The organism is Ruegeria sp. AO1 (assembly GCF_056535985.1).
In genome coordinates this window covers 1,915,587-1,927,830 of the sequence record NZ_JBQFJC010000001.1, presented here as the reverse complement: position 1 = coordinate 1,927,830, position 12,244 = coordinate 1,915,587, and the positions used below count along the sequence as shown (strand labels likewise).

Here is a 12,244-nt window from a genome sequence, read left to right as displayed (position 1 = left end):
CGCGCCCATGACAGGCGCGCCTTTTTCATTGGAGCCCCTTGTTGCCTAAAGCCGAACGTGGTTTGACACCGTTGGACTAAGACCTCGGAGGCCACCATGGACACTCAAGCCCTGAACCGTATCGCCGACGCTTTAGAGCGGATGGCTCCGGCTCCTCTGGCTGCTCCGGACTTCAATGCCGCGCCGGCCTTCGTCTGGCAGGTTGAGCCTGACCGGCTTGAGCCTGTCCCTCAGGTCAACCGCGTTGATCTGGACCTGCTGGTCGGCATAAACCGTTCACGCGATACGCTGTTGGACAACACAAGGCGCTTTGCGGCGGGGTACAAGGCCAACAACGCACTGCTTTGGGGCGCGCGAGGGATGGGCAAATCCAGCCTCGTAAAGGCCGTCCACGGCACGCTCCAAACCGAGTACGCAAACCTGAAACTGGTCGAGCTTCAACGCGAAGATATGGGCTCTGTTGCGCGTCTGTTGAACCACCTGCGCGCCGCGCCGCACCGGTTCATCCTGTTCTGCGATGACCTGTCGTTTAGCCACGATGACCAGCACTATAAGTCGCTCAAGGCTGTGCTGGATGGCGGCATCGAAGGCCGGCCTGAAAACGTCGTCTTCTACGCCACCTCGAACCGCCGCCACCTGATGCCACGGGACATGATCGAGAACGAACGCTCCAGCGCTATCAACCCGTCGGAAGCGGTCGAAGAAAAGGTCTCACTGTCCGACCGGTTCGGGCTTTGGCTCGGCTTCCACCCCTGTGATCAGGACGAATACCTGGCCATGATCGACCGTTACTGCGCTGCCTACAAAGTGTCGGTCGACCCGCAAACCCTACGCGCGGATGCTATTGAATGGCAGGCGACGCGCGGTTCACGCTCGGGTCGCGTTGCGTGGCAATTCTTCGTCGATCTCGCCGGGCGCAACGGCGTCCATATCGCGTGATCCCAGCTTCATCTGGCTAAAAATACCTCCGCCGGAGGCGTGGCCCAACCGGCCACTCCCTACAACAAAGCCAGAATCCGAGTCGCCTCATCCGCTGTGCTGGTCAGCACGTCGCGATCCTCACCGGGATGAAACCGCGCGCGCACGGCTGTCGGCATCGGGGCAGGCTCCACAATCGACACCTTAGGCCCAGTCCGTTCAGTCTCAACCTGCCAACTGCGTGCCAGAGCCATCTGGGCGGCCTTGGTGGCGCCGTAGATGCCATAGAACTTCTCGCCCGCTTTGGGGTCATCAAAGAACACGGCATGCCCGGCCTCACCCAGCAAAGGTGTCACATAGGGGATCAGAACCGAGGTGGCATTGGCGTTGGTGTTCATCGCCTTTGTCCACTCTTTGGAATCAACGAAATGCGCCGGTGTGAGGGCCGAGGTGTGGACGGCCGTGTGCAGCCACAAATCCACTTTGCCCCAGCGGTCATGAATACCCCTGCACAGGGTGGCCATCGCGTTGGGGTCGGTGATGTCCATGGGCGCAAGTGTGGCCGAACCGCCCTTGGCTTTTATTCGGTCGTCCAGCTCTTCCAGCCCGCCGGTGGTGCGGGCGACGGCGACGATGTGATACTCGGGGGCCAGTGCTTCGGCCAGGGCTGCGCCCAACCCGCGAGAGGCCCCAGTGACGAGGGCAATTTTGGTGGCAATTTTGGTCTGATCGGTCATGGCAGCGGTTTGAACGCCCGCGCGCGGGTCGTCAAGAGGACGCTAGCCTCCCGGAATTCCAATCCGGCGGGTCTGGCCGCTTTGTCGCAGCATGATCCCGTGTTCATCAATGGCGACAACGGTGCCTGAGGCCACGCGGCTGCCCGGCTTGACCTCTTTCACGCGCCCTGAAGACAGGCGCATCAAAGCGCGCAGGTCGGCTTTCGGGCCAAAAACACCCAGAACCGAGACCGAATTTCTTTTCAACGCGCCCCGCTGCGTGGCCGCGCTTTTGACATTGGCATTTGGCATTTTCTGCGGCTCGAACCCGGTTCGAACCCCTTGTGTGAGTGGTGGTGAAGCGCTGCCTACCAAACCGCAAAGTAAATCAAAAGATCACCCCGCTCGCATTGGGTCACGGCGAGGTGAGGGGGCCGGAAGCCTTTGCAATCAGGTCATTCCTATCGGCAAAATCCAGCCAAAGCCGTGGCGATGCCCAAGGCCTGTGTTGTTTTCTGATTCGCGTTGTCTCTTTAGCCCGACGCCAGTTTCGCCGCGTTCCACGACCCACCGACAACCTGCATGTCTTCGCGCTTTTTGCTGACGCGGGTGCTGTTTTCGAGACTGTCGAGATAGTCACCGCTGACACTGCCGGTGATGTAGTTTCCGTCAAAGCAGGAACAGTCGAAGGCCTCGATCTCGGGGTTGCCTTCTTTGGCGGCCCAGATCAGATCGTCGAGGTTCTGATAGAACAGAGCATCCGCGCCCAGTTCTTCGCGAATCTCTTCGATCTCTTTGCCATTGGCGATCAGCTCATGCTTGGTGGGCATGTCGATGCCATAGACATTGGGGTATTTCACCGGGGGCGAGGCGCTGGCGATATAGACCTTCTTGGCTCCGGCCTCACGACACATCTGAACGATCTTCTTGATCGTATTGCCGCGCACGATCGAGTCGTCGATCAGCAGGACATTGTGATCCTTGAACTCCAGCGGAATGGCGTTCAGCTTGCGGCGCACGGATTTCTGACGCTCTTCCTGACCGGGCATGATGAATGTTCGGCCGACATAGCGGTTCTTCACCAGACCTTCGCGATAGGGGATGCCGGTGATCTTGGCAGCCTCAAGCGCCACGGGGCGGGCGCTATCAGGAACCGGGATGATCCGGTCGATCTGAAGACCCGAGTCCTGGATCTGTTTCGCCAGCGTTTGCCCCATACGCATCTGGGTTTTGTAGACCGAGACGCCGTCCAGCAGGGAATCCGGACGGGCGAGGTAGACATATTCGAAGATACAGGGCGTCAGCTTGCCTTCAACGGCCTGAAACTCGTGCATATTGCCGTCCAAATCGATCAGGATAGCCTCGCCCGGGTTCAGGTCACGAATCTTGGTAAAGCCGTTGATACCAAAGGCCACATCCTCGGAGGCGAAGGCGTAGTCATTGCCATCGCCCTCGGTCTCGCGGATTGCGACCGAAAGCGGACGAATGCCGTGCGGGTCGCGGAAGGCCAGCATGCCCACACCTGCAACAAGGCAGATGACCGAGTAGGCACCCTGTACACGCTCCATCGTCATCTTCACGCCGGCAAATATGTTGCGAATGGGTTCGGCATTGCCATTCACCTTGATCGCGTCGGCCACCTTGTCGGCCAGAACGTTCAGCAGGATCTCGGAATCTGACGTGGTGCGCAGGTGACGGCTGTACTTTCCGGTGACTTTTTCGCGCTGCTCAGCCGTGTTAGTGATGTTGCCGTTATGGACCAGATAAATCCCGTAAGGCGCGTTGACAAAAAATGGCTGCGCCTCGGACGCGCTGAGCGACCCTGCCGTGGGATAGCGCACATGCCCCATGCCGACCTTGCCCAGAAGAGTTTCAGCGTCCGTCGCGTTGAACACGTCCTTGACCAGACCGTTTGCTTTTTTCTCGCGAAAGAACTCACCGTTGTATGTGACGATCCCCGAGGCGTCCTGCCCCCGGTGCTGCAGCATCAACAGCCCGTCATAGATTTCCGCAAACACATCATGTGTCCGGCTTGCGATCCCCAAAATCCCACACATTTACGGGCTCCAATTACTATGACGTTTTGACCAGAGGGTTGAGTGACGGCCGGATAGGGAGGGGTCGTACCGTTCGTATCTTGCAGGCCAGACGGTACATTATCACCGCATTGCAGGCAGATGAACATTGAAAGGACAAACCCGACAGCTCCGATTCCGTGGCAGTTTGGCCTCCACATACTGCGTTAGAACGCGGCTGTCATCAAAGGATCACATTTCTATAGGCCGCAGTTCCGATTTCCTCAGTTGCGGCGTGGTGACATATGAATCCATTTGTGCTGACATATGCATAATTTTATCGCGGATCTTATCGGGGAGGGGGCCAGAATGTGGCAGGAACGCTCACCAAACAAGAAAGATGAGCCGCCCAAAAGGCGCTGCCATCGGTGCCGCGGCATGGGGCGTGCGCCGTGCCCGATCTGCAAAGGGGCAGGTGAAGTGGTCAAAAGCCGTGATATTCTGGGTAAACCGATTTCCAGCCGCTGTGATGGCTGTTTCGGTTTGAAAACCACTCGCTGTACGGTCTGCGGGGGTGAGGGGTTCGTTCAATGAAAAAAGCCCGGCGCGAGGCCGGGCTTTTCGAATAACATTCTGTATGAATTAGCTGTCGGTGGTTTCCGCAGCAGGGGCCGCGTCGCCTGCGGTGCAGCTGGCCACCAGCTCTTCGTATTGTGCCGTGACCCAACCCAGCGCTGCCTCGGGGTTTTGTTCTTCGATCTGGGTGCTGAACTGTTCGAACACCTTGGCCGAGCGGCTTTCGTCTACAAGCGTGTAGGACTGGCCGGTCATCACGGTGTCGTAGACAAAGAACGCGATAGCGACCAGCAGGATGCCCCGCGCTATGCCGAAGAAGAAGCCAAGCGCCTGATCCAGACCACCCAGTGCCGACCGTTGCACCAGCGATGAAAATAGCGGCGTGAAAATGCTGACGATGATCAGGGCGATTGCAAACACGGCTGCAAAGCCGGTGATGACGGACAATTCGCAGCTGTCGCGCAGGAAGTCTCCGACCACCGGGATTTCTTTGACCAGCGGCACGGCCTGCGGTGCGAAGATGAATGCGAGGACAGCTGCTGCCACCCAACCCGCGATGGCAAGAACCTCGCGCATGAAACCGCGCGAATAGGCCAGAATGCCTGACAGCACGATGATCAGGGCCACAACCCCGTCAATAATTGTAAAACCTTCCATGGCCCTCGCCTGTTCTTTTTCTGCCCCTCAGGGCGGGACTTTAACCTGCTCCGAAGGTTTCGCCAACAAACCCAACCAAATCAGAGGGTCGGGTGAGTGTCAGACCTGCCACAGTACCGGTTTTGCCGCCCGCCGGAGCGATTGCCGATGTGAAACCAAGTTTTTGTGCTTCTTTCAACCTGTTTTCGGTCTGAGGGGCCGGTCTAAGTGCCCCGGACAGCGAGATTTCTCCGAAAACGACCGTATCAGCGGGCAGGGCGCTGTCTTCGCGTGCACTTAGTAACGCTGCGGCAACAGCCAGATCGGCGGCGGGTTCACTGACCTTCATCCCTCCAGCCACGTTCAGATAGACGTCGAGACCCGCGAAGGGGATGCCGCAGCGGGCCTCGAGCACGGCGAGGATCATCGCCAGCCGTCCGCTGTCCCAGCCGACGACGGTACGGCGGGGTTGCGAATGCGGTGACGGGGCGACGAGTGCCTGCAATTCCACCAAAACGGGGCGAGTACCTTCGATCCCGGCAAAGACGGCCGAGCCGGGGCTCGGCGTGCCGCGTTCGGACAGGAACAGGGCCGAGGGGTTGGTGACCTGCGCCAACCCTTTGCCCGTCATCTCGAACACGCCAATCTCATCTGCGGGGCCGAAACGGTTTTTGACCGCGCGCAGGATACGGAACTGGTGGCCGCGTTCGCCCTCAAAATAGAGAACGGTGTCGACCATATGTTCGACGACGCGCGGGCCTGCGATCTGGCCCTCTTTAGTGACATGGCCGACCATCACGATCGAAACACCGTGTCGTTTCGCAAACGTGGTCAATTCATGCGCAGCGGCCCGGACTTGTGACACCGAGCCGGGCGCGCTGTCCACATTGTCGGCCCACATGGTCTGAATCGAGTCGATGATGGCGAGGCCGGGTTTTTCAGCCTCAAGCGTCGTCAGGATATTGCGCAGATTGGTTTCTGCCGCCAGTTGGACCGGCGCGTCCTCGAGCCCCAAACGGCGAGCACGCATACGGACCTGCGCGCTGGCTTCTTCCCCCGAGACATAGATCGTTTTGACGCCCGCGCGCGCGAACCGAGCGGCGGCTTGCAGCAGAAGGGTGGATTTGCCGATACCGGGGTCTCCGCCCACGAGCAGGGCCGAGGCGGGGACGAGGCCGCCGCCCAGAACGCGGTCAAGCTCATCCACCCCGCTGAGTGTACGGGGTGGCGGGGTCTCCTCGGTCGACAAGTCCGTGAGTGCAATGGACTGGCCCCGCTTGCCGCCGAGGGATTTCTTGGCCGGGCCCGCCGACAGGGGCACGTCCTGAGTGATCGTGTTCCATTCGCCGCAGGCGTCGCACCGCCCGGACCATCTTGTATGTGTCGCACCGCAGGCCGAACAGGAGAAAGAAGTCGTCTTTGCCATGAGGCCTTTGGTGCCCGAGGACGGGCGGTTCTTCAAGCCCTTGCGGGCTTTCATCTCCGCCGGTAGCGCGCCGCGCCCTCAGGCCCTATGGGCCATCGGGTGCGCCGGGCGCTAACGCGCCTATTCCGCCGCGCGAGGGGGCGACATGGCGACCACGCTGGAGGCGCTTGGGTCGCTGCCGTCGGGTGGTGTCTGCAATTGTGCCGAAAGCTCGGGTAGAAGTTCGAACAGTTCATCCCGTAGTCGTGCCAGTTGGGATTTGGCGATGGATTCCTCGATCTCGATATCGCGGGTCCATTGGCTGAGTTCGTGCAGGATGGTCTGGGCATCCTCGATCCGTTGCTGGAACAGTTCGACCTCTTCCTGCCGTTGTTTCAGGAAGGTGCGCGCGCGTTCGACCCGCTCGTTGCCATAGGTTTCGGCCAGTTCGTGGCTGATCTGGCTCATCTGAGCGGCCGTTTCCAGTATCTCTGGTTCCAAAGCCTGAAGGTCGGGGTGGTCGCGTAGAAAGGCCATACGCTCCTTGACCGCATCGAATTCCGAGGCCAGAGCGAAAACGCCGCTGCGGTCGGCGGCGTGGGCGATCTGGTATGCCTCGACGATGTCCTGCATGTTCAGCGAAAACTTCCTGTGCGCATTCTCGAGCGCCATCATCCGGGCGCTGGAGGGCAGGTAAAAGCCCAGCATGAGAATCAGGCAGGTCAGGCCGATCTGAACAAAAATACCAGCGTCGATCACGCCGGTCTGGCCGAATCCGGCCTGAAGGGACAGCCAGGGCAAAACCCCCAGCGCCGAAAGTGAGGTTGCAACCACCGCGCAGAGGGCTGCGATGCAGATCATGAAAAAAGTCAGTCTTAAAAAGGCATTCTGAAATTGCAATGTAATGTTGTTGAGGGCGGGCATGGTCGTCCATCTCCTTCTCAAACCGATACAAATCGGGCCGAAGCGGAGGACAAATCAAACACGCAAGGTGATCCTCTGCGGACCCGTACACGACTAGAACTTTGCTGCTCGAAATATAGAGATGATACTTAGAAATGTGTTTTCAATCAACACGGTCTAAGCTTTTCGTGAAGTGGATGTCATCTCGGTAATATATCCCAGCGCGATCGAGGCCAGAATGCAGCCGGTAAACAGGTAGAGGCCCCAGGCCGTCTCGATGGTCGCGTAAGAGATCCCCTTGGCCAGCGTGATGTAGAGCGCGATGAGGAAGATATCGGCCATGGCGAGCTTGCCGAGGATGTTCAGTGCGGGTTGGACGCGGGCATCTAGCAGGTCCCATTGGATCAGGGCGGTACCGATGGTTTTAATGTAGGGCGCGAAGAGGGCGAAGACGGTGACGATCAGCGCGAGGAAGATGTCGGATTTCCAGAGAGATTGGAGGCCAGTGATGACGCTGATTTCGGAAAGTCCGAAGATCGGTAGCAGACCCGCGCGCATCAGTGGGGCGAACCACGCGATCGGGTATAGGATCAGGAGGGAGAGGGTGGCGAGGCGAAGGGTCATTAGCTGTGCGTCTCGGCGAGATTTCAGATTTTGCGGCGATGTTTTGTTATGGTTAACTTAAACCGGTACTCGCCACTGAGTTATTTTTAGACGGGGAGGAACGATGTCGGGTTTTGTGGCCTACAAGTCAATTGTCGATCCATCAGACTGTGATTTTCTGGGGCATATGAATGTGTCCAAGTATTTTGCTGCATGCTCGGATTCCGTTTTTGCGTTGCAGTCAGAGCTGGGGCTTACGGCCGAAGACATGCGATCGGGACGAAAGCTATCCTTTGCGGTGGTCCATGCAGACAGCAATTTCCTTTCGGAATTGAGTGCCGGCGAAGCGATACAGATGGAAAGCGAAATCCTGGAGGTAGGAACGAAATCCATGACCTTCAGCCACAAACTAATTCGAGTTACGGACAGTGAAACGACATTTTCCACTGTTTTCAAATGCGTTTTGCTCAACCTGCAGACAAGGCGCGCAGAAGCTATTCCGCAGGACGTTATCGAACGTTCGACTAAGTGGATGGCAAAGATTGAAGATTAGCGCACCGCCTCAATCGGCCCCTCTGCGCTTCCGCTGATGAACTGCTCCAGATACGGATCGCCCGAGGCATCCATCTGACCCACAGGCCCGGTCCACTGGATCACCCCATCATGCAGCATCGCAACGTTGTCGGCAATTGCGCGGACGGAGGTCATGTCGTGGGTGATGGTCATGGCGGTTGCGCCCATCTCGGTCACGATCTCTCGGATCAGATCGTTGATGACGCCGGACATGATCGGGTCCAGCCCGGTTGTGGGTTCGTCAAAAAAGATGATCTCGGGCTCGGCGGCGATGGCGCGGGCAAGGCCCACGCGTTTCTGCATCCCCCCCGACAGCTCGGACGGAAAGCGGTCGGCGACGTTGGATTTCAGACCCACGCGGCGGAGTTTCTCGATAGCGATCTCGCGCGCCTCATCCGTGGGGCGTTTCAGCGAGCCACGTAGCAGGCGGAAGGCCACGTTCTGCCAGACAGGCAGCGAGTCGAACAGTGCCGCGCCCTGAAACAACATGCCAAAGCGCGCCAGAAACGCGTCTCGGTCGCCCTTGCTGGCGTCCTTGCCGTCGACATAGATCATGCCGCTGTCGGGCTTGATCAGACCAAGGATACATTTCAGCGCGACAGATTTGCCCGTGCCGGATCCTCCGATGATCACCATCGAGGTGCCCTTGGGGATCTCAAGGTTCATGCCTTGCAGCACGTGGTTGTCATCAAAGGACTTTTTGACGTTCTCCATCCGGATCATAGCGAGAAGAACACTCCTGTCAGAACGAAGTTGGCGGCGAGGATCAGCACGGCTGCGGCCTCGACCGAGCCTTTGGTGGCGCGGCCCACGCCCTGTGCGCCTCGACCCGAGTTCATGCCGTAGTAGCAGCCCATGATTGCAGCGATCAGGCCGAAGGCAGCACCCTTGACAAGGGATGAGACGATGTCGCGGGCCTCAAGGAAGTTGACCGTGTTTTGCAGATAGGCCGCCGGGTTGAACCCGAGGTTCTGCGTCGCCACCGTATAGCCGCCCATGATGCCGATGATGTCCCCTATCCCGACAAGGATCGGCACCGTGATCAGTGCCGCCAGCACGCGCGGGGCGGTGAGGTATTTCATCGGATGGGTCGACAGGGTGACAAGCGCGTCAATCTGCTCGGTCACTTTCATCGTGGCGATTTCGGCGGCGATGGAGGAGGTCACGCGGGCTGCGATCATCAGGCCGACAAGCACGGGGCCAAGCTCTCGTACCATGCCGATGGCAACGATCTGAGGGACCACGGCCTCAGCATTGAACCGCGCGCCGCCTGCATAGATCTGCAGCGCCAGCGCGCCGCCGGTGAAGATTGCGGTCAGGCCGACCACAGGCAGCGACAGCCAGCCGATATTCAGCAGCGCCATTGAGATCTCGCGCGGGTAGTAAGGGGGGCGCAGGATGTGCGAAAGCGAGTCCAGAGCGAACAGGGTCACGCGCCCAAATGCGGCCAGCAGGGTCAGAACTGTGCGGCCCAACCCACCCAGCAGAGACAGCGGGTTCATTCCACGTATCCTCGTGAATAGCGGCGGCCCATTGAGGTTAGGATTTCATAGCCGATCGTGCCTGCAGCTTCGGCCAGATCGTCAACGGTTTGATGTCCGTTCAGGATACGCAGTTTCTCGGGCTCAAAGCCCAGATCGGTGACGTCGATGGTGATCAGGTCCATCGAGATGCGACCGACGACTGGGCAGGGTTGGTTTCCTGCAAAGGCGTCAATACCGCCGCCGATAGCGCGATGCAGGCCGTCGGCGTATCCAGCTGTGACGGTTGCGATCTTCGATGGGCGGCGTGCCGTCCAGCTGTTGCCGTAGCCCACGGTCTCTCCAACCGCGACGTCACGCACCTGCACGACCGGCAGATCGACGGTGACGACGGGCTTGGCGTCGGCAAAGGGCATCCCGCCATAGAGGCCAATGCCCGGGCGGCAGAAGTCAAAGTGGAATTCAGGCCCCAGCAACGTGCCTCCGGTGGCTGCCAGAGACCGGGGGGCCGTCATACCGTCGGTCATCCCGCGAAACGCGGTCAGTTGCTGCTGATTCATCGGGTGATCCGGCTCATCCGCGCAGGCCAGATGAGACATCACAACCGCCGGGTTCAACTTCTCGGCCTGAGGGCGCAACTCGGCCCAGTCGGCGGGCTCCAGCCCAAGACGGTTCATGCCGGTGTCAAGCTGGATGCCGAACCCATGTTCAGGCAGAGCCTGTTGGTGGCGTTGGAATTGCTCGCCCGAGTTGATCAGGGGTGTCAGGTCGTGATCGCGCAGCAGCTCGGTATCCCCGTCCATATGACCTGAGAATACAGCGATCATCGGACCGGGCCCGACCGCCTCGCGAATTTCTGCGCCTTCTTCGGCGACGGCGACAAAAAACTTGCGGACACCTTCCTCGGCCAGTGACCAGGCGACAGGTTCGGCCCCAAGACCATAGGCGTCGGCCTTAACTACGGCGCCGGTTTCGACACCCGTTTTTGCATCGAGCGCCCGCCAGTTGCTGGCGAGCGCCTGAAGATTGATCGTCAAACGTGCGGTACTCATGGAGTTGTTCATGACACTGGAACACGGCAGGTCAAGAGGGGATCGTACACAACCTGTCAGGAAAATCCGCAAGATAGGCGGCATACGGCCATCTGACGCTGGAATTTGGGTAGGTTTGAGGGGCTTTTGACTGGCAGTGATGCGCATACCGGGATTGTGCAGCGATACAAGTCAAAGGTCTTTTGAGCGGCGGATCGTTCAGAGCGACCCACGCAGGAGGCCCGTCTTATCGCCGCTGGTCAAGCAGCGGCTTGTTGTTGTTAAGATGCCGGGTCACCAATTTGCGTTGGCGTTTATTGCTTGGAATGTAGCGAGCAGGCTGTGGGGCGGCAAAGATGGCAAGCTGCGGGAACAGCAGCATCAACTCCTCACGTGAGGCTTCGTCCATGGATTGCAGCGCCTGCGGCCCGGTAAACAGGCTTTCGCTGGGCGCGTCTTCGGCAAACAGCACCACGTGGCGGTCGAACACAAGGTGGTGATAGGTCACCTGCGAGACACTGGTGTCGACGAAAACGCCGGGCATTCGGGTCAGTTGAATAGCCGAGACCAAAACGGATTCGGTCCCGAACATGCGCTGCGCAATCGGAGACCGGATCAGCATCCGATGCTGGCGCGAGACCAAAAGATCACGTTTCGGCAGAGACTGCCCAAGCGCTCCAGCGACGATGCGAACCGGAAACAGTTGCGGGGTCTTTATCAACTCGGCCCGGTTGAGGCTGCGGGACAGGGTCATACGCAGGGTCTCCGGCGGGCCACCTTCGGTCAGAACCTGATCTCCGGCGCGGAGTGCCTCAACAGGAACCTTGCCACGCGGCGTGCCGATCAGAGTGCCGGCTGTGAAGCATGGCGCGCCGGGGCTTGGGTTGGGGTTTTCAACGAAATTCACCCCGTCGGTCGAGGTAAGGGACGAGGTGTCATCTGTTCCGTTGCTGCCGATCTGGGTAGAGGTCTGCCCGCTGGCGGCGCCTTGTGTTGCGGTGACCTCATTGTCGAAGGACACAAAGCTCAGCACCGTGCCATTGTCGTCAAGCGACACAGCGCCCAGCCGGTTGGTACGTGCCGAGACCACAAAATAGTCGAAACCGTTGACCGTGTTCACCGGCGCTGTATCGACATCTGTGGAGCTTCGGACTGTTCCGTTGGCGTTGTAAACTTGAACCCTCAGGTCCGAGACATCCGTACCGGTCGGAACGCGGATTTCGATGAAATCGCCGTCCGGCGCAAAATTCGGCCCGTTTCTGTATCGTATTTCCGAGATGATTGCGGGCAATGACGTAGGCCTTGCTAAAATCCGGCAGTACGTGCCGTCATTCAGTACACACTAACACACGACGATCGGCATTCAAAATCGGCTATTTGGATAGTT

Annotated in this window: 13 protein-coding genes; 2 read left to right on the top strand and 11 right to left on the bottom strand. The window is 59.1% G+C overall.

Annotated features, from left to right (window positions below):
• Nucleotides 1–96: 96 nt before the first annotated feature.
• On the top strand, nt 97–939 hold the full coding sequence (locus ACR3FB_RS09475; protein WP_480564342.1) for an ATP-binding protein: 843 nt from the start codon (nt 97–99) through the stop codon (nt 937–939).
• A 59-nt stretch (nt 940–998) separates the two neighbouring features.
• Here the strand turns inward: ACR3FB_RS09475 and ACR3FB_RS09470 are convergent, their stop codons facing one another.
• The 7 genes from ACR3FB_RS09470 to ACR3FB_RS09440 form a co-directional block, all read right to left on the bottom strand.
• The gene (locus ACR3FB_RS09470) at nt 999–1,655 is read right to left on the bottom strand and encodes an SDR family NAD(P)-dependent oxidoreductase (RefSeq protein WP_480564345.1); all 657 of its coding nucleotides are present in this window, start codon (nt 1,653–1,655) and stop codon (nt 999–1,001) included.
• 42 nt (nt 1,656–1,697) lie between these two features.
• On the bottom strand, nt 1,698–1,946 hold the full coding sequence (locus tag ACR3FB_RS09465; RefSeq protein WP_170373882.1) for a hypothetical protein: 249 nt from the start codon (nt 1,944–1,946) through the stop codon (nt 1,698–1,700).
• Nucleotides 1,947–2,167: 221 nt separating this feature from the next.
• Nucleotides 2,168–3,691 carry an amidophosphoribosyltransferase gene (gene purF, locus ACR3FB_RS09460; RefSeq protein WP_170373881.1) on the bottom strand — a complete coding sequence of 508 codons (1,524 nt, stop codon included), beginning with the start codon at nt 3,689–3,691 and terminating at the stop codon, nt 2,168–2,170.
• 600 nt (nt 3,692–4,291) lie between these two features.
• The gene (locus tag ACR3FB_RS09455; protein WP_170373879.1) at nt 4,292–4,882 is read right to left on the bottom strand and encodes a CvpA family protein; all 591 of its coding nucleotides are present in this window, start codon (nt 4,880–4,882) and stop codon (nt 4,292–4,294) included.
• Between the two features lie 40 nt (nt 4,883–4,922).
• Nucleotides 4,923–6,287: a DNA repair protein RadA gene (gene radA / locus ACR3FB_RS09450; RefSeq protein ID WP_170458573.1), complete on the bottom strand. Its 1,365-nt coding sequence runs from the start codon at nt 6,285–6,287 to the stop codon at nt 4,923–4,925.
• A gap of 120 nt (nt 6,288–6,407) precedes the next feature.
• Nucleotides 6,408–7,190, bottom strand: a complete 783-nt coding sequence (locus ACR3FB_RS09445; RefSeq protein ID WP_480564352.1) for a kinetochore Spc7 family protein — start codon at nt 7,188–7,190, stop codon at nt 6,408–6,410.
• A 156-nt stretch (nt 7,191–7,346) separates the two neighbouring features.
• Complete coding sequence (locus ACR3FB_RS09440; protein ID WP_425082901.1) at nt 7,347–7,793, bottom strand: paraquat-inducible protein A; 447 nt, start codon at nt 7,791–7,793, stop codon at nt 7,347–7,349.
• Between the two features lie 103 nt (nt 7,794–7,896).
• Between ACR3FB_RS09440 and ACR3FB_RS09435 the strand changes: the two genes are divergently transcribed.
• Nucleotides 7,897–8,325, top strand: a complete 429-nt coding sequence (locus ACR3FB_RS09435) for an acyl-CoA thioesterase (RefSeq protein ID WP_480564355.1) — start codon at nt 7,897–7,899, stop codon at nt 8,323–8,325.
• On the opposite strand, the gene ACR3FB_RS09430 is transcribed toward ACR3FB_RS09435, so the two are convergent.
• The 4 genes from ACR3FB_RS09430 to ACR3FB_RS09415 all read right to left on the bottom strand — a co-directional run bounded on the left by ACR3FB_RS09430 (nt 8,322) and on the right by ACR3FB_RS09415 (nt 12,148).
• Nucleotides 8,322–9,068, bottom strand: coding sequence for an ATP-binding cassette domain-containing protein (locus tag ACR3FB_RS09430; protein ID WP_170466619.1), 747 nt, complete (start codon nt 9,066–9,068; stop codon nt 8,322–8,324). The two genes, ACR3FB_RS09435 and ACR3FB_RS09430, sit on opposite strands and share 4 nt — an antisense overlap.
• A complete protein-coding gene (locus ACR3FB_RS09425; protein WP_480564358.1) occupies nt 9,065–9,847 on the bottom strand; it encodes an MlaE family ABC transporter permease in 783 nt (260 codons plus the stop codon). The genes ACR3FB_RS09430 and ACR3FB_RS09425 overlap by 4 nt, the downstream gene beginning before the upstream one ends.
• On the bottom strand, nt 9,844–10,878 hold the full coding sequence (gene alr / locus ACR3FB_RS09420) for an alanine racemase (protein WP_480564361.1): 1,035 nt from the start codon (nt 10,876–10,878) through the stop codon (nt 9,844–9,846). Before alr ends, ACR3FB_RS09425 begins: the two co-directional genes overlap by 4 nt.
• 226 nt (nt 10,879–11,104) lie before the next feature.
• Complete coding sequence (locus ACR3FB_RS09415) at nt 11,105–12,148, bottom strand: Hint domain-containing protein (RefSeq protein ID WP_480564364.1); 1,044 nt, start codon at nt 12,146–12,148, stop codon at nt 11,105–11,107.
• Between the last annotated feature and the right edge of the window lie 96 nt (nt 12,149–12,244).

Bases quoted from the DNA above. Each gene is read 5' to 3' on its own strand.
- radA (WP_170458573.1), bottom strand. From the start codon at position 6,287: ATGGCAAAGACGACTTCTTTCTCCTGTTCGGCCTGCGGTGCGACACAT.
- ACR3FB_RS09430 (WP_170466619.1), bottom strand. From the start codon at position 9,068: ATGATCCGGATGGAGAACGTCAAAAAGTCCTTTGATGACAACCACGTG.
- alr (WP_480564361.1), bottom strand. From the start codon at position 10,878: ATGAGTACCGCACGTTTGACGATCAATCTTCAGGCGCTCGCCAGCAAC.
- ACR3FB_RS09465 (WP_170373882.1), bottom strand. From the start codon at position 1,946: ATGCCAAATGCCAATGTCAAAAGCGCGGCCACGCAGCGGGGCGCGTTG.
- ACR3FB_RS09435 (WP_480564355.1), top strand. From the start codon at position 7,897: ATGTCGGGTTTTGTGGCCTACAAGTCAATTGTCGATCCATCAGACTGT.
- ACR3FB_RS09445 (WP_480564352.1), bottom strand. From the start codon at position 7,190: ATGCCCGCCCTCAACAACATTACATTGCAATTTCAGAATGCCTTTTTA.
- ACR3FB_RS09425 (WP_480564358.1), bottom strand. From the start codon at position 9,847: ATGAACCCGCTGTCTCTGCTGGGTGGGTTGGGCCGCACAGTTCTGACC.
- ACR3FB_RS09455 (WP_170373879.1), bottom strand. From the start codon at position 4,882: ATGGAAGGTTTTACAATTATTGACGGGGTTGTGGCCCTGATCATCGTG.
- ACR3FB_RS09475 (WP_480564342.1), top strand. From the start codon at position 97: ATGGACACTCAAGCCCTGAACCGTATCGCCGACGCTTTAGAGCGGATG.
- purF (WP_170373881.1), bottom strand. From the start codon at position 3,691: ATGTGTGGGATTTTGGGGATCGCAAGCCGGACACATGATGTGTTTGCG.
- ACR3FB_RS09470 (WP_480564345.1), bottom strand. From the start codon at position 1,655: ATGACCGATCAGACCAAAATTGCCACCAAAATTGCCCTCGTCACTGGG.
- ACR3FB_RS09440 (WP_425082901.1), bottom strand. From the start codon at position 7,793: ATGACCCTTCGCCTCGCCACCCTCTCCCTCCTGATCCTATACCCGATC.